This is a genomic window from Terriglobia bacterium, assembly GCA_035712365.1.
GTDB lineage: Bacteria > Acidobacteriota > Terriglobia > UBA7540 > UBA7540 > SCRD01.
The window spans coordinates 219,218-243,959 of the sequence record DASTAW010000008.1 but is presented as its reverse complement, the minus strand read 5'-3'; the positions used below and the strand labels follow the sequence as shown (position 1 = coordinate 243,959).

Genomic DNA, 24,742 nt, shown 5'->3' with positions numbered 1-24,742 from the left:
CTGGAATCATGTTCCTCAGGCCGGAGGATTGATATCCCGCAGCGGCAGACGGAGTTGTGCTATCGGATCCAGCCGGGATTACCGCCCGCACGACGCAGTTCTTGTTGCAAATCGTCCATTGCTTTTTGATCGTCAGCGAGCGTTTTCTCCTCGTCCGCTATCCTGGCGCGCAGCTTGTCCACGTCCGTCTGGAAGGCGGGTGTACTTTCCTGTTCCAGGGTCTTCTGAGGGTCCGGATAGTACTGCACCCTTGCCAGCCCCAATTGCTGTTGCAGTACAGCTAGTTGGCGCTCGTGAGACTCCATTTGTGAACGGACCTTTTCAAGCTTGGAGCGAAAATACTTCTCACCATGTTCTTCGGCCGGCGCAACGTTCTTGCCCGTGGCCGGTGCTTTTGCCTTCGCTTGACCTGCGAGATCACCGGTTACGATCCCCAGCGACTCGCGGGAAGGAAGGTTGTCATTGGTATATGTGGCAACTGGCTTATGCGTTTCTTGTGCGCGTTCGGCCTTCAACTTTCTCGCGATTTCACCGAGCGAGGGAACTGTCTCGGGTTCCTGGCTATGGGCGGGAGGTGCTGCCATAATTATCAGCATAATAAACCGTGCGCAGGCTGCGCGCTCTCCGTATGTTCGCACAGGATTTCCACCGCCCCGCGTCGGCGGCCCCTCACGGGTTGGGCCGCCAACGTATGTATCTCTCTCTAATGATCGGCGCCTGCTTGATCTCACACCATTAGAATTATCTCATGGGAGTAGAGGAACGGTCACAACGAAGGCTGATCGAGCGGTCCCATTTTGATCAGCAGGGCTCGGGTGGAGAGCGGTTCGCCTGGTTTTGTTGATATTCTAAAAGGTTCGGTTTTTATGAGTATCCTGGAATGCATGCCAAACAATTATCTGGCCTGGGAGGGTTTGCTATGAAGCTTCTGAATCTGGATTTCACGCGGATTGCGCATGACACTTTTCGGGTTACGGGTTCGAAGGTGATTTTTACCGATCCGTTCAAAGTTTCAAAACTCGACCAGGCGGATATTATCCTTCTCAGTCACGACCACTTTGACCATCTCAGTCTCGATGACCTGAACAAAGTCTGCACGCCTGAAAGCATCATCGTTGCGAGCCCGTCGTGCGAAGCCGGACTGAAGCAGGTGAAAGCAAAGGAAATGCATTTCATCGAGCCGGGCCAGGAGCTTAACGTTGATCGCGTTGCGATTGAGGCGGTCCCGGCGTACAACATCAATAAATTCCGCGAGCCCGGCAAGCTGTTCCACCCCAAAGACGCCAAAGGAGTGGGTTTTGTGTTCGAAATGGACGGAACTCGCGTTTACTATGCCGGCGACACGGACTTCATTCCCGAAATGAAATCGATCCGGTGTGATATCGCCCTGTTGCCGGTGTCGGGAACATATGTGATGACGGCCGACGAAGCTGCAAAGGCCGCGCAGACGATCAATCCGAGGATTGCCGTCCCCATGCATTATGCCGCCATTGTCGGGACCGAAGAAGACGCACTGAAGTTCAAGTCCGCGGTGACCAACTGCGAAGTCCAGATTGTCTGATGTTCCGTGACGCGCCGTTCCCCTCGAAATGCGGACCAGATTGTATGCGACGGTTAGCCAGGAGAGGAGCGACCTGAATCACTTCCAGGTGATGCGTGGGAATTTTTTGGGCACGATGCCGGCGCCTTCTTTGACCGTGATGATCTGGTTTATTAGAACCTTGGACAGATTGTCAACCGCTCCACTGGGCCACGTAATTTGGAGAGATTCGACACTCTTCCGCTTGCCCAGGCCAAAATGGATGCGTGGGTCGTTTGCTGACATGTAGCTCATGCCACCTTTGGCCTGTTTGACCTGCGTGAAGCCTTCCGAGGTCAGCTTGAGAACGCTTCCCAGGCCGTCTCGGTTGGACTTGGCGCCCACCAGGTTGACCGTCAGCCAGTTGTTGGCATTGCCGCCGTCGTTTCGAAGCAGTTCGGGATAATCATCCCGTGAGTTGATGGCAAAGTCGATGTCGCCGTCATTGTCGAAGTCTGCGGCGGCAAGGCCACGTCCTGCAACGGGGCGCATGAAGGCAGGTCCGAGTTCTTTAGACACGTTGGCAAACTTTCCTTTGCCGAGATTGCGGAACATCAGCTTGGCTTCTTTGTAGGTGACTTCGGTGTGGTAAAGGTTGATGTTATCCAGCATAGCGCCGTTCACCTGCATGATATCGGTCCAGCCATCATTGTCATAATCCGCGAAGACCGCGGCCACTCCGCTCGTGAAGATGGCGCTGTTGCCAATTCCGCACTGGTACGTGACGTCATCAAAGGTTTCGTCGTGGTTGTTTCGGTAGAGGCGGTCGAGTTCAAAGTCGAGGTGAGTGATATAGATGTCCGGCCACCCATCGCCGTCCACATCAGCGGCGTCGATTCCCATGCCGGCTTCATACTTGCCGTCGGCGCTTGCCGCCACTCCGGAAATGAATGAGATGTCTTTGAACGTTCCATCCTTCTGGTTGATGAAAAGAAAATTCGGCCACGTGTCGTTGGCGATCGCGATATCGGGCCATCCATCGTTGTTAAAGTCCGCCGTCACAACTCCCATGCCTTTGGCTTCCGGAACGCCAATGCCCGATTGCTTGCTGACGTCCGTGAAGGTGCCATCATGGTTGTTATGGTAAAGTTTCAGGCGCTGGCCGCGGTAATTGTCGGGGTGGCAATACGCCCGATAACCGGTCCGGTGTTCGCCGCACCAGATGTTGTTCTCAGGTGACCAGTCGATGTAATTGCAGACCACCAGGTCGAGCCAGCCGTCCTTGTCATAGTCAATCCAGGCGGCGCTGGTAGACCACATGGATTTATCGGCCACGCCGGCTTTTTCCGTGATGTCAGTGAAGGTTCCGTCCCCGTTATTATGGTAAAGAATCGCGCTGCCGTAGCCGGTGACATAGAGGTCGGGGTAACCGTCGTTGTCGTAGTCGCCAACGCAGACCCCCTGCCCGTAATGGCCTTCGGCGCCCACCCCGGCCTTAGCCGTTACATCGGTGAAAGTGCCATCACCGTTGTTGTGGTACAGCGCGGAGCGAAGGGAATGCGGCGGTTTATAGGCTTTGGTGGCGGATGTCTGGACGAAGTAGAGATCGAGCAGGCCGTCCTGGTCATAGTCGATCCAGCCCACGCCGGTTCCCATGGTTTCCAGATAATATTTCTCCTCGCTTCCTGTGCCATCCTGCTTGAACGTGATGCCCGCCGCTTCGCGAACGTCGGTAAATGTAACGGGAACTCCGCCAGTCGCGGACTGGCCCGGCGCCGCGCGGCCTATCCGGTCCGGCCGAGGCGCGAGCCATGCCCCCAGACCGGCCGCCCCCATCCCTTTCAATAATTCACGGCGCGATATTCTCTTTCTCAACAGGGTTCTCCGATTGGCATGGAGGTAAAACGAAGGGAAATTTTCAATTCCATTCCTGCTTGCTCCTGCGCGACACTAAATCTTACGTGGTGTCGTCGTTTTTCTCAATCATCCAGCGAAGCCACAACGGGAATTTCTCACTGTCGAGAGACTTGCCGCCAAGCCTTGCGTGAGGAGGCCGGCGGATGTATATTCGCGTCGGCAGGGTATCACCGTCGTCAGCCAGAATGTAATAAGGCCCAATTGTGGAAGGTCGCGCGCGCCGCCAGATGGTGGGGAATGAAACGCACGGGAGGTGTTGGTGAAAGTTGGATTCTTATATTTGCTGGCAAGCCTCATGGCGGTTCCATCCACCGGCGCCGGCGCCGCCGTGAGGCGCCCGAAAATCCTGGGCATTGCTCACGTGGCTTTTTATGTGAGCAACCTGCCCAAGGCGCTGGCCTACTACAAAGAATTTCTGGGCTTTGCCGGGCCTTACGACCTGCGGGAAAATGACGGGACGGTCCGCGTCGCCTTTATCAAGATTAACGACTATCAGCATTTGGAACTCCTTCCCGAGCCGCCCGGAAACGACGGAATGCTCAGCCACATTGCCTTTTACACCGATGATGCCGAACAGCTTCGTCGTTATCTGATCTTCCGCGGCATCCAGGCGCCTGCAAGGGTCGCGAAGGGAAAAACCGGGGACGAGAGTTTTACAGTTAAGGATCCCGATGGCCATATGGTGGAGTTTGTGGAATACCAGTCTGATGGCTGGGCCATGAAGGGGAAAGGCAAGGAGATGCCGCGCACTCGGGTCTCAGACCACATTATGCACATTGGATTTACGGTGGGCAAGCTTGCGGAGTCCAAGGCGTTCTATGGAGACGCCCTTGGCCTCAAGGAATTCTGGCGCGGCAGTTCGGACGGAGTCACCCTGAGCTGGGTTGATCTGCGCGTGCCCGACGGGAACGACTATGTTGAGCTGATGCTTTATAAAGATCTGCCTCCACAGAATAAGCGAGGTGGAGCAAACCACATCTCGCTGATGACCCTGGATATTAACAAGGCGGTGGCCAAGCTGCGGTCTCGCGCCGCTTCCGTGGGATACACTCGCAAGATAGAAGTCCACGTGGGGCACAACCGCCAACGCCAGTCAAATTTTTTTGACCCTGACGGTACCCGTACCGAGCTAATGGAGCCATTCACGATCGACGGCAAACCGACACCGCCCTCCACTGCCCCGCCACCGAGGTAGAGCGGCACACCCGGCGCCATCAATCGCCCTGCTTCGGAACTCACCTGGACCACGGATAATGGCCCGCCTCTCCGCGGGCGAATGGGCGAGCAGCCCCGGATTTAAGTTAGCCGCCCATAAGTTCTCCGGTACCTGTGATCTGCAATCAAAAATCGAGTAAGATGAAAAGGTCAGTCCCTGTTGAATCCGATGGTCATAACCGAAATTTTCAAATCAATCCAGGGCGAGTCCTCATTTGCCGGCTTGCCCTGCATTTTCGTTCGCCTCACCGGGTGCAACTTGCGCTGCCACTGGTGTGATACGGCCTACGCTTTCCATGGGGGGGAGAAAATGACCCCGGACCAGGTGCTGGGCCGTGTAAGGGAGATGGGCGGAAAGATGGTGGAACTGACCGGAGGTGAGCCGCTGCTTCAGAAGGAGACGATCGGGCTTGCTGACAGCCTGCTGGCAGAAGGCTATCGAGTTCTGATTGAAACCAGCGGCGAACGTTTTGTAGGTGACCTTGCCCGGCCCGTCGTAAAGATAGTCGATGTGAAATGCCCCGGAAGCGGCGAGTGTGGAAAGTATAATCTTGCGAACCTCGATGTGCTGGAGCGAAAAGATCAAATAAAGTTTGTGATACTTGATGAGAGGGACTATCTTTTTGCCCGCGGATTTATGGAGACCCATCGCCTGGCCGGGCTTGTGGATGAGATCATTTTCTCGCCGGTTTTTGGCCGGTTGCCTCCCGTGCAGCTTGCCGAGTGGATCTTGCGCGACAATCTCGATGTACGGCTGGGTCTCCAGATCCACAAGTTTATCTGGGACCCGGACACACGAGGGGTGTAATGTGGATTTTCGCGGGCATTGCAGCCTGATAAGTTAAAAGCTCATTGGGGGGAAATTACCTTTTGCTGAATGATCGTCAAGCCCGCCGCCAGCGGCCCTTGGCGGTGGTCCTGTCCAGCGGCGGCATGGACAGTTGTGTGACCACGGCGATCGCCAATCTGGAAAATCGGCTGGCTCTCCTGCATCTGCTCTACGGGCAGCGGACCGAGGGCAGGGAGCTGGAGGCTTTCAATGCGCTCGCGGACTTCTATCAGATTGAGCGGCGCCTCGTCTGCCGGCTCGAGCACCTGAAACAGATTGGAGGATCAAGCCTTACCGATCCCACCATCCCGGTCGATGCTGCAAACCTGGAACGCCGGGAAATTCCCTCGAGTTACGTGCCGTTCCGCAACGCGCATTTTCTTTCCGTGGCTGTTTCATGGAGTGAGGTCATTGGGGCCCGCAAAATTTTTATCGGGGCAGTGGCGGAAGACAGTTCTGGTTATCCGGATTGCCGCCCCGAGTATTACGAGGCATTCAACCGTGTGGTTGAAGTTGGGACCAAGCCGGATACCCGCATCGAAATTGTGACGCCGGTTATCCAGATGCGCAAGAGTCAGATTATTCAGAAAGGGATTGAGCTTGCCGCCCCTCTGCATCTTACCTGGTCGTGCTATCAGCGGCAGGATGTGGCCTGCGGCGTCTGCGATAGCTGCGCGCTGCGCTTGAGGGCCTTCCAGGAGGCGGGCCTGGAAGACCCTATTGCCTATGCGGTCCGTCCACGATACACTCCGCTACCGTCCCCTGCAAGCTGAGAGTTCCCGTCGCTTTCGCGGGAAGGATTGGGTTGAGCGCAGAAAAGGATGAAGTTAGAATGAAACCTGGCGAGAAAGAGTTGAGGAGGTTCCAATGAAGTTTATGTCAGCGCGGAAGATTTTGGGTTTGGTTTTTGCTTTCGCAGCTTTGGGGATGGCGATGCCAATCTATGCCCAGACCGGCGGCGTGCAGGGAAAGGCCATACAGCAGGATGGCCAGCCGTGCGCCAAGTGCATTGTTCTCATCGACCGGCTGGACATCAAGTCGACTTATAAGACCAAGACGGGCAAGAAGGGAGAATTCGTGTACATCGGATTGCCCATTGGAAATTATAAGATTACCCTGCAAAGCCCCACCGGGCAGACGTTGTATTACATCGAGAAGCATATCGGCCTTGGCGAGCCCACCGACGTCGATTTTGATCTCCCGAAGGAAATGGCACAGCAACAGCAGCAGCGGCAGGATGAGATGAAGAAGAACCCTGAAATGGCCAAGCAGGCTGAAGAGCAGGCCAAGCAGGAAAAGCAGTATAAAGGGCTTAAGCAGTATTTTGATGAGGGAAATGCTATGTATACGCAGGGGCAATACAAGGAGGCTGCCGCAGCTTTTGAACAGGCGCTCACGTTGGCCAAGGAGAAAAACGTCCCTGTGGTGCTGGCGCGCCTGGCCGACAGCTACGCCAAGGCCAAGGAGAACGATAAGGCTGTGGAAACGTACCAGAAGGCCATTCAGTTGACCCCCGATGACGCCGCTCTTCACAACAATCTGGGCAGCGTTTATGCCTCGACCGGCAAGCTTCCGGAGGCGTACGCGGAATTCGAGAAAGCTGCGACGCTTGACCCAACCAATGCCGGCCGTTACTACTTCAACGTCGGCGCAATCCTGTACAACTCAGGGAAAATGGATGACGCGCTTACTGCTTTCAAGAAGGTCATCAGCCTGGATCCCAAAAATGCGGATGCATACTATCTTGAAGGGCAGGCCTTGATGGGCAAGGCCACGATGACCGCGGACGGCAAAGTAAAGGCTCCCGACGGCACCGTCGAGGCCTTCCAGCAATATCTTACGCTTGATCCCAATGGGCCGAACGCCGAGGCCGCCAAAGAGATGATCGCGACAATTCAGGGATCGGTGTCGACGCAGTACAAGAAGAAAAAGTAGTCGCACCCGCCTCTAAGATGGAGACCTGGGCCCCGTCTTAAGAATGGCGGGGCCTTTCTCATGCGGAAAACAATTCAGGCACGCGCCTCGCTGATGATTCTCTTCCTCGTTGCGCCGGTATTCCTGCTGAAAGCTGATACTATTTATCAGGCGACGGCAGACGGGCGCCAACGCGTCATCCAGCAAGATGCCATTCTGATCCATCAGGATTCTTCAGTCGTCATTTATAAGCATTTTGACCTCCCGGACATGCGGGTTGAGAAAGTGCAGCTTTCGGAGGGCAGTTTACCCTACACGGTGACCACCAGCCCGGCTGAACAGAGACAGAGCATCGTTGAACTCTGGAAGCGTTTTGGCTATACCGCCACCGTCACGGACGCCAGCGGCAACACCACGCGAGTTTTTGATGCCTATATCGATTATTACCCTCCTGGCGGCCGCGGTTCCCTGCTGGTCGCGGTGCCTGCCATTACGGCCTTTCCCTTGCTGATGAGCAGTGGCGAGGCCGACGTTCAGGAATTTTCCAAGATTAGCCGGGTGGAGTTCCAGAGCGGTGATATTACGCTGACACTGACCAACGGCCGGGTCGAGCACGGCAAGTACCTGATGCCAACCACGCAGCCAGCGGAGGCCCGTTTCCTGGGGATTACGGACAAGTATAATCCCTCGAGCGACGATGTCTTCGATTTCTCGGAGCCGCTTTCACATCTAAAGAGCATCGTCTTCCAGCAGTAAGATCAGCCAGCACGTGCCTTGGCATTGCGCGCCATGCTTTGGGTATGGTTCAAAGATTGCATCCACCGCGACGGTTGCGTTGACATCCGTGCAGTGGACGTGCAAAATTAAGGTCTCGAAGGCGAACGCAGGGTTGATCTGGCGTTCCTGTCTGCGCCCGTAGCTCAGCTGGATAGAGCACTTGCCTACGAAGCAAGGGGTCGGGAGTTCGAATCTCTCCGGGCGTACCATCCTTTCACAGTGCAATCAGGTTGTCCGCCATTTAGCTTCTTGCCACGGTGCAACGCAGCACGTTTCAGCCCGAACTAGCTTCGGAGTTTCGAACTCCTGTTTCCACCCGTACAGCATCACGCAGGCCTTCAGAGCGTTTCTCAGCCGGAATACTGAATTGTATTTCCAGCGGCGGGAGTGCAAAGATTGTGAAGCTTGGCATCTGGAACCTGAAATCGGCGTGATAAAAACGGCGCACATTTTACACGAAGAGTGCGCAGGCGCAGTTCTCCAGAGAAAGCCGTTCATGAAAATTGTCAGCATCGGCGAAGTGTTGTGGGACGTCATCGGTGGCGAGGAGCATCTTGGCGGCGCACCGTTCAACTTTGCCGCCCATGCCAGCAGGCTTGGGCACGAGGTCCACTTTATCAGCGCGGTCGGACGCGATGAGCGGGGCGACCGGGTGCTCGAACACATGACCCAAATGAAACTTTCCACCCGCTTCGTTCGCCGTGCGGAAGGTTTACCGACCGGCACCGCATCCGTCATGCTTGATCGCAAAGGCCAGCCGAGCTTCCGCATCGAACATCCGGCCGCGTACGACTTTCCGGAGTTGTCGGCTGCGGACTTTAAGGAACTGTTTTCTCCCGCTCCGGACTGGATTTATTTTGGAACACTTCATCAGATGAGTTCACAGGCCCGTGACGTCACGGGTAAGCTGCTTGCCGCACAAGGTGGCGCGCGGCGCTTTTATGACATTAACCTCCGCCCCTCTTGCTATACGCCGCACCTTGTCCGTGAACTCATGGCACAGGCCACTGTCGTCAAGCTGAATGCCGAAGAGGTGCCCGTGGTCGGCCGTATGTGCGGCTGGTCGCATTCCAACCTGGAAGACTTCTGCCGTAAGTACTCCACTTTTTTTGGCTGGGAAGCTGTATGCGTGACGCGGGGAGCCGAAGGCTGTGCTTTGCTGGTTGGCGAAAAATTTATCAGTGCCCGAGGTTACCCCGTGAAAGTGGTTGATGCGGTCGGCGCGGGTGATGCTTTCGCGGCAGCGTTCCTCCATGGGCTGGGTAGCCAATGGCCTGCCGGGCAGGTGGCGGATTTTGCGAATCGCGTCGGAGCACTGGTCGCCAGCCGCCCGGGCGCCATTCCTCCCTGGACCACTGACGAAATCAAAACGCTGGGCAAGTGACGCGCTGACCTGATATCTTTGCAGGTCTTGAGGTCGAAGCTGATTGGGACCGAGGGCTGAAGTTCAATCCAATATTCAAGCGAATGACATGAAGCTGAGCCGATACCTGATCAAGAGCACCGTTGTGGCGGCGCTGGGCGGCCTTCTATTTGGTTTTGATACGGCCGTAATTTCCGGAACAACGCGCGCACTGACCATCACCTATAGACTCACGCCCGGCCTGTTGGGCATGACGGTGGCCATCGCGCTTTGGGGCGCCATAGTTGGGGCGACGACTGCCGGAATCCCCGGGGATCGGTTCGGACGCCGCAACAGCCTGCGCGTGCTGGCCGGCCTGTACCTGGCTTCGGCGCTGGGCTGCGCTTTCGCCTGGGGATGGTATCCGCTTCTGTTCTTCCGTTTCCTGGGCGGGCTGGGCATTGGCGGCTCTTCCGTCCTGGGCCCGATGTACATCGCAGAAATCTCACCGGCAAAGTGGCGCGGGCGACTGGTTGGCTTCTTCCAGTTCAACATCGTGTTTGGAATTCTGCTTGCTTATTTCTCCAACTACATCATCGCGCTGATGCAGCCTGGCCCGACCGACTGGCGGTGGAAGCTGGGCATTGCCGCCATCCCGGCCGCACTTTTTCTAGGAATGCTGTTTGGGATTCCTCGAAGCCCGCGCTGGCTGGTCGAGAAAAAACGATTGGACGAAGCGCGAACGGTGCTCCTGCAGGTGGGGGAAGAGAATGCCGAGCAAGAACTGAATGACATTCTCGAATCGATGCACCTTGAGCGCAAGAAGGAACCTTTGTTCGCAGGAAAATACCGGCTGCCGATTTTTCTCGCGGTGTCGATCGGCGTGTTCAACCAGCTTTCCGGCATCAATGCCATTCTTTATTATTTGAACGACATCTTTGCGCACGCGGGGTTCAGTGGGCTGTCGGGCGATATTCAGGCCGTAGCCGTGGGCGCCACCAACCTTCTGTTCACGATCATCGCCATGGCGGTGATTGATCGCCTGGGGCGCAAGATGCTGTTGTTGATCGGGTCCGTTGGCATGGCTGCCTGCCTGGCGGGCGTGGCGGTCGTTTTCTTCACCTCGGCGCATGAAAATCTGCTGTTGTGGCTGCTCATCGGCTTCATCGCGTTCTTCGGGTTCTCGCAAGGGGCCGTCATCTGGGTCTACCTCAGCGAGGTATTCCCCAATCGCGTTCGAGCCAAGGGCCAGAGCCTGGGTAGCTTCTCGCACTGGTTCATGAATGCGCTTATCTCGTGGAGTTTTCCCCTGATGGCAGCATCGTCCGGCGCCTATCCGTTCGCCTTCTTTGCCGCCATGATGGTGCTGCAGTTCTTTGTGGTCCTTTTCATCTACCCGGAAACCAAAGGCATCACGCTCGAGGACATGCAAAAGAAGCTGGGGATTGCATAGGCAATCTGCGCAGCGGTTCATCTGCCGGGCAAGGGGGGAATGAACTTGAAACGCAGAGCGTTTTTGAAAACCACAGCGATGGCGGCATTGGGCGCTCCATTGGCAGGCTTCGCGGCGCCTCAAGCCGGCGGTGGCGCGGAACCCAAACGCGTGGCCTTTGGTGGCATTCGAATTGAGTGCAGCACTTACACGCCCATTCTCACCCGCACGGAGGATTTTGCCGTAAGCCGGGGACAGACGCTGGCGGACATGCCGTTCTTCAGCATGTTGAAGAAATATCCTTATCCCTTCCAGCCCACCCTGCTGGCTGACGCCGTGCCCGGCGGTGCGGTGGAAGCGAAGACATATCAGAAGCTGAAGTCTGAATTTCTCGATCGTGTCAAAGCGCTGCTCCCACTGGACGGCCTCTATCTTGCCATGCACGGCGCCATGTCAGTAGAAGGCATGCAGGACGGCGACGGTGACTGGATTGCTTCCGCCCGGGAAGTGGTTGGCAAGGGCTGCCTCATTACCGCCAGCTTTGACCTGCACGGAAGCCTCAGCCATCGAATCATCGACAGTCTGGACATGCTTTCAGCCTACCGGACGGCCCCGCACATTGACCGCGAGGAAACCACGCAGCGCGCCTGCGACATGCTGGTCCGTTGTCTCGATCAGCGTATTCGCCCCACCCTGGTCTGGTCACCCATTCCGGTGCTGATGCCGGGCGAGCGCAGCAGCACGCGCTACCAGCCTGCCAAGCGGTTATGGGCGCAACTGCCCGGCATTAATGCCCAACCGGGCGTGCTGGACGCTTCGCTGTTGGTAGGATACGTGTGGGCCGACGAGCCGAAGTGTACGGCCAGCGCCGTTCTCACCGGCACGCAGCCCGCCGCGCTAAAGAAAGATGCTCTATCGCTCGCGCAGCAATACTGGGACGCTAGAAAGGAGTTCCAGTTCGGCGTGCCCACGGGACCGCTCGATGAAGTCATCGATAAAGCAGTGAGTCTGCAAACGCATCCGGTGGTGATTTCCGATTCGGGAGACAACCCGACCGCCGGCGGTACCGATGATCGCGCGGACGTGCTGGCGGCGCTGCTCCAGCGCCACGTCCGCAGTGTGGTGATCGCCGGCATCTGCGACAAGCCTGCCACCGATGCCTGTTATCGGGCCGGTGCGGGCCGAACCGTCCCGCTTAACATTGGCGCAACCCTTGACCCCAACGCCAGCAAGCCCGTACACGCCAGAGCTCGAGTGCAATTTCTGTCGCACAGGGACGACCCGCTCGGCCGGCAAGCCGTGATTGAGACTGAAGGAATCTCGGTGGTCCTGACAGAGCGGCGGCGTCCTTTCCACTATATCAAGGATTTTACGTCGCTGGGACTCGAACCCACCAGATTCAAGATTATTGTGGTCAAGGCCGGTTATCTGGAGCCTGAAATTAACAAAATCGCCAATCCCAACCTCATGGCCCTCACTGAAGGATCTGTCGACCAGGACATAGTGAACCTAACCAATTACCACCGGATTCCCAGCTATCCCTTCCAGCCGGACCTGAAATGGAAGCCCTTTGTTGTGGTCTCCGCGCGGTCACCGCGAAAGGCGTAGTCGCTGCCTGGGCCAAAACACGCCCGGACAGAGAGAATCACGTCGCCCTCAGAATGAACCGGAACCGCGTGTCCTCTCCAAACCACTGGATATAGTTTGTGCCCCAGGCGTTATTGAACAGGCTGAAGTGAAATCCCTTCGTGATGTCAGGCTGGTCGGTCGAGTAGAAAATCGGCGACCGCTCGCCCAGCGCCACCGCCGGCGCGTCCAGTGTCTCGATCGTAAAACTTCCATGCGAATCTTTGTAGTAGATGCCGCTGGTGACCGCGTGCATGTGACGATTGCCGCCCTTCACCACGTCGAAGGGAGAAATCTGCTGGTCGACTTTATCGAGCGTCCATCCTTGCTGTTCCGGCGCCTTTGGCAGAAAGCTGAGCCACATCGCTTCCGGCAGGCGATTGGCGGCCTTTCCGAGACAGGTGAAGTCCACGTGGGCTGCGGGTTCTGAGTCAGAGAAGAGAAGGTCAAGGTAAATCTGCTTCGGCCAAGCGACTCGATCAGCGCGCTCGGCTTCGGCGTCGGTGATTTGCAGTTCAGTGACAATCCGAAAACCGTCGCCGTCTTTGCCGGCCCAGCACCCGGCCACTCGCGGCAGCCACACGCGACTCTCGGCGCCGAACTTCTCGATGCCAGGCTTGCCGAAGTCCATCGGAGCCCACCACGTCTTCGCAATGATATAGGCGGCGCGATAATCTTCATAGTCCTTCGCCGAAAGGGTCTGATAGGCGAACAATCCCAGCGGATGATCTGCTGAAGCCCAGTCCCGGCCTCCGTCTTTGAGGCGCAGCCGATGGATAGCGCCGGTTTCGGGATCGAGGGCAACAGTGTAATGGGTCGTTTCGAATTCTGAACCTGCGGCGTACGGGCTGAGTCGGGTTCTGTCGGGGGCCTTCGGTTCGAGGGCGCGAAGGCGGGCCAGGGCCTCGCTCCGCAAGGCAGCCGGCAGACTCTGGACCGCCTGGTCAATGTCTTTCCGCTTTTCCGCCCAACTGTCTTCCGCCCATCGAAACCGCGGACCGTCAACCACCCTGGCAAGCGCTTTCGGAGTGTAATGCACGTAATCCTTTAGCCGCTTTGTATCAACTCCCCACGTGTGTTCGGGAGGAAGCAGCAGGTGCTGCAACAGGCGGAGGTCCGTCGAATCGCCAGGTTTGAACTTACCCTCGGCGAGCCACTGCTTGCGCATGCGCATCACTCCACGATACCGTGCCACTTTCACCGGGTCGCTGGCCACCCCGTAAATCCAGGTGTCGCCGATCTCCTGGGTCACCACCGGCAGGTTGGCCTTATAGGGTTCAACGGCCAGAGCGATTTCGCTGAGATTGGCGGCGCTCACTTTTGCGTTGGGGAATTGCTTTCGCAGGCCGGTGTAGATTTTCTTCACTTGCGCGACGGAATGCGGACCAGCGTTGTCGTTTCGAACGTCGATTGCCACCGCCAGGTCCGAGCCCGGGACCTGGAGGACACCGCCGTAGCCATGGTGGTACATCATGGTAATCGACGCGCCCTGGGGCTCCTTCCAGACGAATAGCGGCGGAACTTCGGGCACGGTGCTCGCGCCATTGACTCCAATGTCGAGCAGCTTCACGCCGTTTGCGGCAAACGGCGCCACCAGCCCGCGAGTGTGGCCCGGGACATCGCTCATCTTTGCGCCGACTGTGGACTTACCGAAGCGCCAGTCGAGCGCCCTTGAGATTCCCATTGCGCCTTCGAGCATCGAGCGGTCAAGCATCTCGGTTTCCAGGTTGAAGGGCACGGCGTACCAGGCCATGTCGCCCCTCCCAATCGCCTGTTCGGCCCGCGATTGTGCTGCGCCAGTGAGGTGCTCAAGGTATTCGTAAAGCAGCCAGGAGCCCGTTGACCAAATATAGCGATCGTCACTCCCGTCCCGTAGAGTATTCGCAGTCTGCATGGCGGCAGGATAATACTGATCAAAGTATTTTGCGATGACAGCCGCCTGCGTATTGGTGAAACCCACGTCCAGATGACAGGTGAAGGCGACCAGAACGCGCTTGACCGCGTTGGCAGCCGGCGGCGCAGGGCCCGCAAGCTCGAGCCCGGGGCGGCAGGCCAGCGCTCCGCCCGCAAGCAGCAGATCTCTGATGAATTCCCGACGTTCCACGGTTAGAACTCCACAATGATTTCGCCGTCACGCGGACTCGGTCCCGGCGGCCATCAGTATAGTTCAGCCCTGGCCAGTTTTCATCAAGCGGTTGTGCCACGTGGAAGCGAATCGCTGTGATATCCATCGATCGTATCACGGCACTACGCCGAGGGGCCGGGGCTTTCGGGATATGAAATTCGCCCCTCCTTTACTTCGGCGAACGACGTCAGCGTGTGCTCCCGGACTTGAGTGGCGCTGAGGATATGCCTGACGTGGATACCCCGCACGACAAGCGCGTCTGCGATCAGCGAGCGATGGCAGCGCCACGGGACAGCCTCAGCACACATGAAAGCTGCTGGCCGCGCCGAACCCAGTTCTATCAGTCGCTCCAGTCCCTTCTCGAATTCTGACCCGCGCATGTAGTCGGCGAAACCGCGGAAGGATGCGTTCCTCCATCCCGTGTTGACCGAATCGCGCGTCGCGCGTCGCAACCCGCCCAGCGTGGCAAGGTGGGCGTATCGGATTTGAGCTTCGCGGAGAGCCTGCGGGAGGCTATCGGCGTTGTACTGCGGGTTCTTGCGCGAACGGGGAATGGTGCGGACGTCCACAAGCTGCTTGATTCCGTGGCCGTGCAATAATTCGAGGAATGCAGGCAGCGCGCGGGTCGAATGGCCAATCGTGTAGATAACCAGCGGCTCTTGCTCCATGGTTGCCGCGTGTCCGCCTTTCATGACCATACTGCTACTGGAAAAACCAATTCAAATCATACTAACATTTGGGGAGGGCCACATTATGCCGCAACCTTTGGTGGGCCAAATCGTACCGGAATTCACCTTGCTTTCTACAGCGGGAACGTGGGTTCGGGTGTCCGATTACCGGGGCAAGCGCAATCTGATTCTGATTTTTTGCGGGGCGGGTAACTCGGCATCAGTTCGATGGGTGGTGCGCCTGGTTTCAGAGCTGTACGCGGAGTTTGCAGCCGAAGAGGCGGAAGTCTTCGCCCTGGTCCACGGCGCTGGCGATGAGGCTGAAGACCTCGAGCGCAGTTGCAACCCGTTGTTCCCCGTTCTTCCGGACAAAGAGAGGCGTGCCCACGAACTTTTCGGGGTCCGATCATCGGAGCGGCATTGTTTCCCGGCCGTTTGCGTCATTGACCGCTTCGGCGAACTACGCGATGTGTCTCGCCCGGCAGAATCGCAGCGTTCGAGTTTCGCGCGCGATATTCTCGAATGGGTCCGCTACATCAATCTGGAATGCCCTGAGTGAGGCGTCTCAGAGTGGCCCACATAGGATATGTGGGCGCGACGCGAGCGCCGGGAAGTGACTTTAGTCATGGGGATAATTCCCGGAATGCTTCATGCTTAAGCAGGACGAAATTCAGATACCAGACTCGGCTGAAGGCGGTCTGGAATAGGGAGCAGACGAACATGGAAATCGATGCAAGCAGGACGGTAAAAGAAATCGTGCTCGAAATACCCGCCTCCGTGCCCGTTTTCGAGCGGTTGGGCATTGACTACTGCTGTGGCGGCGACAAGAATCTGGAAGACGCATGTCAGGCGGCCGGCCGGCCTGTGCGGGAAGTTTTGCAGTCGCTTGAAGCCGCCAGGAGCGCAGCCCCGGCCGACACCGGGGCCACCGACTGGGGCCAGGAGCCGCTGGCAAACTTGATGAACCACATTGTGCAAAGGCATCACACTTTCTGCCGGCAGGAGGTCTCGCGCCTCGAACCTCTGCTCGCAAAAGTCAGCCAAGTGCACGGACAGAATCATCCCGAATTGCACCTCGTCCGGGGCCTGTTTTCGGGACTGAGCAGGGAACTTCTGATGCACTTGGTGAAAGAAGAACAGACCTTGTTTCCTTACATTGCACGGCTGGAGGAGGCGCTGACCCAGGGAAAATCCTTTCCCCGGCCGCCGTTCGGGACCGTTCAGAACCCGGTGCGGATGATGGTGCTTGAGCATGACAACGCGGGCGCCGCGCTGCTCGAAATGCGCAAGCTAAGCGGGGATTACCGGCTCCCGCCGGATGGCTGCGACAGCTACCGAGTGCTTTACGTAGGACTAAGGGCCTTTGAGAGCGACATGCACCAACACGTCCATCTTGAGAACAATATTCTTTTTCCACGCGCCGTGGCCTTGGAAGACACGGCCGCCTTGGCAGAAAAGCGTGCCGGTGATTAGCGGGCCAGGGAAATCGTTCTGACCATCAGGTGCATGGCGGACCGGCCGCAAGAGCATGAAACGGCCGTGCGAGCCCTACCTGCGGTCCAGATGCCGAGCCACAGTATGGAACTTCTTACGCTTACTCACAGCGGCTACCCACGCATAGGCGACAGCGCCGACGAGCAAGCGCTGCGCCGCACAATCGCGCAGCATGATCGCGGCGAAAGGACTGACGCCGATGTTCGCGCCGCCGAAAATCAGCTCGTATTGCTCGCCCTAGAGGACCAGCAGAAGGCGGGCATCGATATCCTTACGGATGGACAAATCCGATGGAACGACCCGGTTTCCCACCTTGCCGGAAAACTCCAGGGTGTACATACCAACGGTTTGCTGAGGTTTTTTGATACGAATTTCTACTTTCGTCAGCCGCTTGTTCGCGGAAGAATCGAACAGACCCAGCCGCTTATTGTAGAGGAGTTCCAGTGGGCGGCGCACAGGTCGATACAACCCGTCAAGCCGGTCGTGACAGGACCATACACGCTCGCAAGCCTGTCAATCTGTGACAACGGATCGGCGAACAAAGACGGTCTCATTATGGGTTATGCCCAGGCGCTGGCGGCGGAAGTTGCCAGACTCGCTTCTTCGGGAGCGAAGCTGATCCAAGTGGATGAGCCGGCCCTGCCGAGGCATCCGCGCGACATGGCGTTGGCTCGTGAAGCCCTCGGTCTGATTGCATCTCGAAAAGGACAGGCGGAACTCGCGCTGGCCGTGTATTTTGCGGATGCGGCGTCTGTCTATGTCGAACTTCAAGCCTTTCCCGTTCAAACGCTCGTTCTGGATTTTACGTACAGCCCCGAACTTCCGCACGTGATTGAGAAGGAAGGCAGTACGAAAGCAATCGGATTTGGCGTGCTTGACGGGCGGAATACAAGGCTCGAAGACCATGCCTCGACGGCGCGCAGCATCGAGCGTATGCTTGCGCGCGTCGAGGCGGAGCGAAGTTATTTGACCACGTCTTGCAGTCTTGAATATCTCCCGCGTGACCGGGCGCGGTTGAAGCTCCGGCATTTGACTTCGCTCAAGAAGTCCATCCTTGGCGAGGCGCCATGAGCCGCTCCAAACTAAGTGAACTGAGGGTCGATCTGCCCCTGCTGCCCACCACGGCGGTCGGAAGCCTTCCCAAGCCGGAAGCTCTTCTCAAAGCCCGCGCGGATTTCGCGCGAGGAAATATCTCCCACGAAGAGTTAAGGGAGGCCGAAAGGGCGGCAGTCAAATGGTGGATCCGAAAGCAGGAAGAACTGGGTTTGGATGTCCTTGTGGACGGTGAGATGTATCGCAGTGACATGGTCGCCTATTTTGCGGAACACCTTTCGGGGTTTGAAGGCGGCGGTCTGGTGCGCTCTTACGGCAACCGCTATTATCACAAGCCAATCATTGTCGGCGAGGTGATACCAGGAGACCCGATAACCGTGGAGTGGTGGAGCTATGCACAGGGCCTGACAGCGAGGCCTGTCAAGGGCGTGCTGACCGGACCCTACACGCTCATGGATTGGTCGTTCAATGAGTTCTACCCCAGTCGACGTGAGGCTTGCCTGGCGCTCGCTGCGGCGGTGCGCCAGGAGGCCGAAGGCCTGATCGGTGCAGGATGCAAGATTGTCCAAATCGACGAGCCCGCAATTTCTGCTCGGCCAGAAGAACTGGCTCTGGCAATCGAAGCGATGAAAATTGTGACCTCCGATTTACCCGCGTACTTCATCACCCATATTTGCTACGGGGACTTTGAAAGCATTTATCCCAAGATGCTCGACCTGGGCGTTGACAATTTCGATCTCGAAATGTCAAACAGCCGGGCCGGCCTGCTCCCGCTTTTCAGAAAGACGCCCTTCACCAAAGATATCAGCTACGGCGTCGTGGATGTTCACTCGCATCTGGTCGAGGGCCCCGCGGTTGCTGAGGAACGACTGAGGCACGGTCTTGAGGTTTTGCCTCTCCAGAATGTCTGGGTGGACCCGGATTGCGGCCTGAAGACTCGAACCGTCGAAGAAGCTATTGCCAAGCTGAAGTCAGTCGTCCAGGCAGCGAAAGCGCTACGAGGATATGGCGGCCAAATTTCTACTCCAACCCGTTCATCCTTTTCGCCTTGACCTGACCGCGTGGGCGCTCCAGCGACGGCCAGGCAATCTTATTGATCGCTGGGACGGCGCGGTTTACCGGCGTGTGTTGACGGTTGACGGCAGGACATTTGAGATTGCGGTCAGCCAGGCGGGTGAGGCCGCAGGGACCCTGGGGGTAACCATTGCAGGAAACTCTCTCCGGCGGGGAACGAAGCAAAGGACCAGGGAACTGGTGGTAAGCGCGCTCGGTATTCGGGTTGACCTGAGCGGCTTTTACCGCATGACGGAAAACCACTCGAGACTCAAATTCCTGGCGCAAAGCTTTCGGGGGTTGAAGCCGCCGCGATTCTTTTCGGCCTACGAAGGACTAATCAACGGAATCGCTTGCCAGCAGTTCAGCCTGTCGCTGGGCATCCAACTGCTCGGCCGGCTGGCGCGAAGTTTCGGCCCTTCGGTGGATAACGGTGGTTCGGTGAATTATGGGTTTCCGCTTCCGGCGGATTTGGCAAATGCCAAAGTGGCAGAAATCAAGAAACTCGGTTTCAGCCTGCAAAAGGCCCGAGCCATGGTTGAAATAAGCCGTGCAATTGTGGAAGGCCGGCTTGACCTTGATGCGCTTGCGGCAGAAGGCGACGATGAGGCACTACGCCGGCTCGAGGAGCTTCGAGGAGTTGGACGCTGGACGGCGGAGTACACTCTATTGCGAGGCATGGGGCGCTGGCATATCTTTCCTGTGGATGATCAGGGAGCGCGCAACGGCCTTGCCCGCTGGCTTCATTTGCGGAAGCGGCTCGATGCCGCGCGGACGCAACGGATCCTCGAGCAGTGGCACCCTTACGGCGGGCTCATTTATTTCCATATGCTCATGAACGGCTTGAACGAGGCGGGATATCTGGGTGGGACACTGTTGGAGGAAGGGTGAATCGCCTGCATCAATGGCTGTGCTGGTCGGCCCTCTGGCGAAGAGCGATTCGTGACCCCGATCCTCCTTACAGCCCGAACTTTACTTTGTCGGTGCGGCGGGGGCGGTTGTGCCAAATGTCTTTCTACGCCGCGAACTCAGGAAGGCCAGCAGGTCCGAGAGCTGCTGTGGCGAAATATTTCCGTGGTAAGAAGGCATGTTTTGCGCGCCGCTGTAAATGCGGGTTTCCATTTGCGCAGGCGTCATCCGATCACCGGCGTAGGTAAGGTCCGGGCCGCGAATGCCTCCGTAGCCTGAGATCGTATGGCAAAACTCGCATCCCTTGTCATAGAAGACTTTTGCTCCGTCTGCAACAGGACCGCTCGTCGCGCCAACCACAGAAGCCGGCAAAGGTGGGGCTTCCATACGAGGCGACCACGGTGCCACGTGGCCTGCCCTTCCGAAATAGGCAATCATGAACACAATGAAAGCGACGAATCCGAATGCCCATGGGCGCTTCAACGGACTGCGCTCGCCTTTAGCAGAAATCAGCGGCAGCAGAATGAGCACTGCGATAAACAGCAGCGGGCCGAGAATGATCACATAGTTTTCCGACCAGCGCGGGATCAGGGTGAGAACGGCGTAATACCAGAGGAAATACCAGTCCGGGCGAGGAGAAGCTTCAATGATGCTGGGGTCCGGAGGCTTTCCGAGGACCGCGGGCCCAATGATAGCAGCCAAAATAACAATCGTGATAATGACAAGCGTTCCGAAGACGGCGTCGCGCCAGGCCGCGTCCGGCCAGAAGGGCACACCTTCACGGTGGAGCAGTTCAGCGTACCACTTGCGATAGGTTTTCGGTTCAACCGGGTTTCCCGCCTTAGGCGGTTCTGAAATGCCGTTTCGAATCACGAGGTACAGGTGGAAGCCGAGAAAGCAGAAGATCAGTGCCGGAATGAAAAAAACATGGAGAGCAAAGAACCGGCTGAGCGTCGCCCCGCCCGCCGTATCGCCGGCAAGGATGAAATGCCCAAGCCAGTTGCCGATGAAAGGCGTACGCCCCGCTTGTTCCGCGGCGATGACGACCGTCCAGAAACCCGTCTGGTCCCAGCGCAAAAGCTGCCCGGTGAAGGCCATCCCAAGCGTAAGGAAAAGCAGCGCTACGCCTGTGAGCCATCCCATCTGGCGAGGGTATTTGTAAGCCCCAAACAGGTAAACGCGGATGGCGTGAATTCCGATAAGAATGATCATCGCCGAGGCGCCGAAATAATGAATGCCGCGGACGATGCGGCCGAATCGCGTGCTGTCGATGAAGACCAGGGTATGGTAGGCCTGCCCTGCGGAGGGCACATACGCGCTGGACAAGGAGATGCCGGTGACGATCTGCACGATAAAGACAAGGAGCGTCGCGCTTCCCAGCACGTAGAACCACGCCGACTTTCGAGCATGGGGCACGGGATGTTTGGCCAGTGGGACCAGCCAGCTCGAAACACCGGTGGTTTCGTCAAACCAGTTCCAAATGCGTTGAACGATCCGCATGAAAGGTCCTCACTTAAAACGCTAGGTGGTGATGGGCAGCGGGCTCGTCAGGATCTGTACCTCGCCGTTCTGGACCCGCACCGGATACTGCGTCAGAGGCTTGGGAGGCGGTCCCGAAGCCACCGTGCCGTTGGCATAGAAGACGCCGCCGTGACACGGACACATAAAAAGGCCGGCACTCTGCAACCAGCGGATCGGGCAGCCCAAATGCGTGCAGTCCACCGAGAAGGCGATGAACTGGCCGTCGCTCACGCGCCGCAGCCAGGCCGCAGTCTGTGCCGTGACGCCGGCCCACGGCAGCGGCGAAGGGTCCAGGAACGCCACGTTCACCGTGCTTCCGATCTGGAAATCCTCGAGTTTCCCTACGGTACGCCAGACGCTCGGGACTTTGCGAAGGCCGAGCAGGAATGCCACGCTCGGGACGGCTACGACAATGCCTGCGATCGAGCCCATCAGCACAGTCAGCCGCGACAAGAACCGACGTCGGTTTTGTTCACAGGGCTTGGCCTCCGGTTCCTGGAAGGGAGTGGTATTCATCTCGATGCCTCCTCGAGTTTTGCCGGCCCGCGACGTGTGCGGCGGTTCCACATCACGACCTGATAGGGCCGCCACAGGTACTTGACGGGGAACATGATGAGGTGAACCAGTCGCGAAAATGGAAATAGAAGAATGATCGCGAAGCCGAGAACAAAATGAAGTTTGACAAAACCTGGTAGTGCAACGACCGTGCTCATGTCGGGACTCAGTTTCGCCAGAGACCAGAACCAGGGGACAGCAGTCCTGAGATACCACAGGCTGCCCCAGCGGTAGAAAATTGCGATGATCAGACCTGAGGCGACCTGTACCAGAAAGAATCCCAGAACAATCCCGTCTACATAAGAGGTAACACGGCGGACGCGAGAACCGGTCGGCAGCCGGCGGACGATCAATACGATCAAGCCGAAGAGCGCGTAGAAAGCCAGCGCCATACCTGTGAGTTCAAGGATGAGCAGCCGGATTCCGCTTCCCAGGAGCCACTCCGCAGCTCCTGGAAAAAATGCCGCAAGCAAATGCGCCAACAGGATGAGTGTAATGCCGTAATGCCAGGGCACCGAGCCCCAAAAAAGCTTGTGGTTTTCGAGGAGCTGCGAAGACAGGCTCGAATAGCTGTAGGGTCGCGCGCGCCGGCGGTAGAGGCCAACGCCGATCGCCAGAACCCAGGCAAGATAGGGAAAAGCAATAAACCAGAAAGCGTCCAATTTCGCCTCTCAAGTTTCTCAGCGTGGCTCTCGAGGGGTGGGTCCGAGATCCGCCCCTACGCTCGCAGCCGTTGCCGCATTTTTCAATTTGGCAAGAAGCGACTGGAAGGCCGGTACATAAGGACACGCCCCGGTCATCTGCTGCAAAGCTGAGAGAATTCGAGTAACGCCGGGAACGAGGCAATCCTCAACGAGGGCCTGAGTTTCATCCTCATCGCGGAGCGAGTCCAGAAGTCGCAGGACGAGGCTGAGATGGTCGGGCAACTCGGCGCCCGTCGGCACCTGCGCGCGGTCCATGCGCTCTTTCAATCGAGCCATAAAAATGTTCCGGCGCACATCCTCGCCAAAAAGATGGCAGCCAAGGTTCGGCGTACAATCAGGATGCAGATCGAAGGAAGAGGTGTAAATTTCCTGAAGCTGCGCCAGGGTCATGCAGCTCAAAGCTTCCTCAAATCGCTGAATGGGCGGCGCAGCCTCAGAATGGTTTGCGGCGGTCCGGCGAGAAAGCTCACGCAGTTGGGAAAAGACGGCTGGAGTGGGGTAATCCAGCACGTCTGCATAGAGGCTGTAGATTCCGATCATTCTTAATAAGACCTCAAGCCGCCTGGAAACAATAAACGCGTCATGTCCTCACAGCCCGCGCGAGGGCAACTGCACAAAACCCGCGCCCCGCTCTTCCTGAAACTCATGCGGGTCCACGCCCATCTCGATCGCCACCTCGCGCAACATGGGAGGGATGACGAACATCTCATCGAAGCTTGCAAGCGCCGTGAGGCGGTAAATATCCTCGACCTCCTCCGGCGTCAGTCGCGCATCTTCCAAAGCCTGCGCCGCCTTTTCCATTGGGATGTCGCCCACGGTCTCGGCGCGTTTGAACATACGTCCGGCAAGCAGCTTTTTGTACACGGCAACCACCATCGCCTCATCGCCCGCCGCGAACAGGCTGGCCAGATAGCGGATCGGAAGCCGCGCGCTTTCGAGCGAGCTGAAAAAGTCCTTATCGAGCTCGTAGTGTCCCTGCTGGCTCAAAGTGGCCGTCACGGGCAGCAAGGGCGGCACGTAGAAGAGCATAGGCAGGGTCCGCCATTCCGGGTGAAGCGGCAGCGCGAGCTTCCATTGTTTTACGTATTTGTAAACGGGAGACCTCTGGGCTGCTTCGATGACTTTCCGGTCCATGCCGCGGGCCATGGCCTGGCGGATGACCTCGGGATCGAAAGGGTCCTGAATTATTTCGCGCTGGGCTTCAACGAGGTCGCAGTCTGGCTTGGACGCCGTTTCTTCAATCCGCTCCGCGTCATAGAGCAAGACACCAAGGTAGCGGATTTTGCCCACGCACGAGTGCATGCAAGCCGGCGCCTGGCCGGTCTCGAGCCGCGGATAGCAGAGGATGCACTTCTCGGCCTTTCCTGCCTCCCAGTTGAAATAGACCTTCTTATACGGACAACCCGAGACGCACATTCGCCAGCCCTGGCATTTCTCCTGACTCACCAGCACGATTCCATCCTCGCCGCGTTTATAGATGGCCCCGGTTGGGCAGGCTGCAACACAGCTTGGGTTGAGACAGTGGTTGCAGATGCGCGGCAGATAGAAAAAAACGAGCTGCTGCATTTCAAAAAACTGCCGCCTCTCGTCTTCATTCATCACTTTCTGCAGGTTAGGATCGTTGGCGGCGTAGATGGGCGAACCACTCAGGTCGTCATCCCAATTTGGCCCAGCCTCGATCTCCATATCCTCGCCCGTGATCATCGAGATGGGTCTGGCGACGGGCTGGTCGTTCCCCTGCCGGGCGTCAATTAAATCCTTGTAACGGTAGGTGAAGGGCTCGTAGTAATCATCGAGCGTCGGCAAGCGCGGATTGAAGCTGATATTCACAAGCTCCGTGGGTCGGCTACCCAGCTTGAGCCGGAGCTTCCCGTCTTCCAACGTCCATCCGCCGTGGTACTGATCCTGGTCTTCGTATAAAGTGGGATACCCTGTCCCCGGCTTGGTCTCAACATTGTTCCACCACATGTATTCCGTTCCGGGGCGGTCAGTCCAGAGATTCTTGCACGCCAGGCTGCACGTGTGGCAGCCGATGCATTTGTCGAGGTGGAACACCATCGAAACTTGGGCGCGAACATCCATAGATTGC

General features: G+C 57.6%; 23 protein-coding genes and 1 tRNA gene. 15 read left to right on the top strand and 9 right to left on the bottom strand.

Going from position 1 to position 24,742, the window contains the following annotated elements; all coding sequences use genetic code 11:
• Positions 1-59: 59 nt before the first annotated feature.
• The gene (locus tag VFQ24_03005) at positions 60-584 is read right to left on the bottom strand and encodes a hypothetical protein (protein HET9177305.1); all 525 of its coding nucleotides are present in this window, start codon (positions 582-584) and stop codon (positions 60-62) included.
• A gap of 335 nt (positions 585-919) precedes the next feature.
• On the opposite strand from VFQ24_03005, the gene VFQ24_03000 reads away from it, so the two are divergent.
• On the top strand, positions 920-1,561 hold the full coding sequence (locus VFQ24_03000) for an MBL fold metallo-hydrolase (protein ID HET9177304.1): 642 nt from the start codon (positions 920-922) through the stop codon (positions 1,559-1,561).
• Between the two features lie 78 nt (positions 1,562-1,639).
• Here the strand turns inward: VFQ24_03000 and VFQ24_02995 are convergent, their stop codons facing one another.
• On the bottom strand, positions 1,640-3,394 hold the full coding sequence (locus VFQ24_02995; protein HET9177303.1) for a CRTAC1 family protein: 1,755 nt from the start codon (positions 3,392-3,394) through the stop codon (positions 1,640-1,642).
• Between the two features lie 301 nt (positions 3,395-3,695).
• Here VFQ24_02995 and VFQ24_02990 point away from each other — a divergent pair, with 301 nt between their 5' ends.
• The 9 genes from VFQ24_02990 to VFQ24_02950 all read left to right on the top strand — a co-directional run bounded on the left by VFQ24_02990 (position 3,696) and on the right by VFQ24_02950 (position 12,553).
• Complete coding sequence (locus VFQ24_02990; protein ID HET9177302.1) at positions 3,696-4,631, top strand: VOC family protein; 936 nt, start codon at positions 3,696-3,698, stop codon at positions 4,629-4,631.
• 189 nt (positions 4,632-4,820) lie between these two features.
• Complete coding sequence (locus VFQ24_02985) at positions 4,821-5,459, top strand: radical SAM protein (GenBank protein HET9177301.1); 639 nt, start codon at positions 4,821-4,823, stop codon at positions 5,457-5,459.
• A gap of 65 nt (positions 5,460-5,524) precedes the next feature.
• The gene (queC, locus tag VFQ24_02980; protein ID HET9177300.1) at positions 5,525-6,253 is read left to right on the top strand and encodes a 7-cyano-7-deazaguanine synthase QueC; all 729 of its coding nucleotides are present in this window, start codon (positions 5,525-5,527) and stop codon (positions 6,251-6,253) included.
• A 94-nt stretch (positions 6,254-6,347) separates the two neighbouring features.
• Positions 6,348-7,415 carry a tetratricopeptide repeat protein gene (locus VFQ24_02975; protein HET9177299.1) on the top strand — a complete coding sequence of 356 codons (1,068 nt, stop codon included), beginning with the start codon at positions 6,348-6,350 and terminating at the stop codon, positions 7,413-7,415.
• A 60-nt stretch (positions 7,416-7,475) separates the two neighbouring features.
• Positions 7,476-8,150, top strand: a complete 675-nt coding sequence (locus VFQ24_02970) for a hypothetical protein (GenBank protein HET9177298.1) — start codon at positions 7,476-7,478, stop codon at positions 8,148-8,150.
• A gap of 153 nt (positions 8,151-8,303) precedes the next feature.
• Positions 8,304-8,380: transfer RNA gene (locus tag VFQ24_02965), tRNA-Arg, on the top strand.
• A gap of 287 nt (positions 8,381-8,667) precedes the next feature.
• Positions 8,668-9,555 (top strand): PfkB family carbohydrate kinase, encoded by an 888-nt coding sequence (locus tag VFQ24_02960; protein HET9177297.1) that lies wholly within the window; start codon positions 8,668-8,670, stop codon positions 9,553-9,555.
• A 73-nt stretch (positions 9,556-9,628) separates the two neighbouring features.
• The gene (locus VFQ24_02955; GenBank protein ID HET9177296.1) at positions 9,629-10,966 is read left to right on the top strand and encodes a sugar porter family MFS transporter; all 1,338 of its coding nucleotides are present in this window, start codon (positions 9,629-9,631) and stop codon (positions 10,964-10,966) included.
• Between the two features lie 45 nt (positions 10,967-11,011).
• Positions 11,012-12,553, top strand: coding sequence for a M81 family metallopeptidase (locus VFQ24_02950; protein ID HET9177295.1), 1,542 nt, complete (start codon positions 11,012-11,014; stop codon positions 12,551-12,553).
• A 37-nt stretch (positions 12,554-12,590) separates the two neighbouring features.
• Here VFQ24_02950 and VFQ24_02945 read toward each other — a convergent pair whose 3' ends face one another.
• Complete coding sequence (locus VFQ24_02945) at positions 12,591-14,675, bottom strand: DUF5054 domain-containing protein (GenBank protein HET9177294.1); 2,085 nt, start codon at positions 14,673-14,675, stop codon at positions 12,591-12,593.
• 143 nt (positions 14,676-14,818) lie between these two features.
• Positions 14,819-15,388 (bottom strand): DUF488 domain-containing protein, encoded by a 570-nt coding sequence (locus VFQ24_02940; protein ID HET9177293.1) that lies wholly within the window; start codon positions 15,386-15,388, stop codon positions 14,819-14,821.
• Between the two features lie 61 nt (positions 15,389-15,449).
• Here VFQ24_02940 and VFQ24_02935 point away from each other — a divergent pair, with 61 nt between their 5' ends.
• The 5 genes from VFQ24_02935 to VFQ24_02915 all read left to right on the top strand — a co-directional run bounded on the left by VFQ24_02935 (position 15,450) and on the right by VFQ24_02915 (position 19,855).
• Positions 15,450-15,923, top strand: a complete 474-nt coding sequence (locus VFQ24_02935) for a redoxin domain-containing protein (GenBank protein HET9177292.1) — start codon at positions 15,450-15,452, stop codon at positions 15,921-15,923.
• A gap of 161 nt (positions 15,924-16,084) precedes the next feature.
• The gene (gene ric, locus VFQ24_02930) at positions 16,085-16,837 is read left to right on the top strand and encodes an iron-sulfur cluster repair di-iron protein (protein HET9177291.1); all 753 of its coding nucleotides are present in this window, start codon (positions 16,085-16,087) and stop codon (positions 16,835-16,837) included.
• A 105-nt stretch (positions 16,838-16,942) separates the two neighbouring features.
• Positions 16,943-17,929: a hypothetical protein gene (locus VFQ24_02925; protein ID HET9177290.1), complete on the top strand. Its 987-nt coding sequence runs from the start codon at positions 16,943-16,945 to the stop codon at positions 17,927-17,929.
• Positions 17,926-18,963, top strand: a complete 1,038-nt coding sequence (locus VFQ24_02920; GenBank protein HET9177289.1) for a methionine synthase — start codon at positions 17,926-17,928, stop codon at positions 18,961-18,963. The genes VFQ24_02925 and VFQ24_02920 overlap by 4 nt, the downstream gene beginning before the upstream one ends.
• Entirely contained in the window at positions 18,917-19,855 is a 939-nt protein-coding gene (locus tag VFQ24_02915; GenBank protein HET9177288.1) for a DNA-3-methyladenine glycosylase 2 family protein, read from the top strand. The genes VFQ24_02920 and VFQ24_02915 overlap by 47 nt, the downstream gene beginning before the upstream one ends.
• Before the next feature lie 81 nt (positions 19,856-19,936).
• On the opposite strand, the gene VFQ24_02910 is transcribed toward VFQ24_02915, so the two are convergent.
• The 5 genes from VFQ24_02910 to narH are packed head-to-tail and all read right to left on the bottom strand — an operon-like array spanning position 19,937 to position 24,735.
• Positions 19,937-21,373, bottom strand: coding sequence for a cytochrome b N-terminal domain-containing protein (locus VFQ24_02910; protein ID HET9177287.1), 1,437 nt, complete (start codon positions 21,371-21,373; stop codon positions 19,937-19,939).
• A gap of 21 nt (positions 21,374-21,394) precedes the next feature.
• Positions 21,395-21,910, bottom strand: coding sequence for a Rieske (2Fe-2S) protein (locus VFQ24_02905; GenBank protein HET9177286.1), 516 nt, complete (start codon positions 21,908-21,910; stop codon positions 21,395-21,397).
• Positions 21,907-22,611 carry a respiratory nitrate reductase subunit gamma gene (gene narI / locus VFQ24_02900; protein HET9177285.1) on the bottom strand — a complete coding sequence of 235 codons (705 nt, stop codon included), beginning with the start codon at positions 22,609-22,611 and terminating at the stop codon, positions 21,907-21,909. The genes VFQ24_02905 and narI overlap by 4 nt, the downstream gene beginning before the upstream one ends.
• 18 nt (positions 22,612-22,629) lie before the next feature.
• A complete protein-coding gene (locus VFQ24_02895; protein HET9177284.1) occupies positions 22,630-23,193 on the bottom strand; it encodes a molecular chaperone TorD family protein in 564 nt (187 codons plus the stop codon).
• Between the two features lie 48 nt (positions 23,194-23,241).
• Positions 23,242-24,735, bottom strand: coding sequence for a nitrate reductase subunit beta (narH, locus tag VFQ24_02890; GenBank protein HET9177283.1), 1,494 nt, complete (start codon positions 24,733-24,735; stop codon positions 23,242-23,244).
• Between the last annotated feature and the right edge of the window lie 7 nt (positions 24,736-24,742).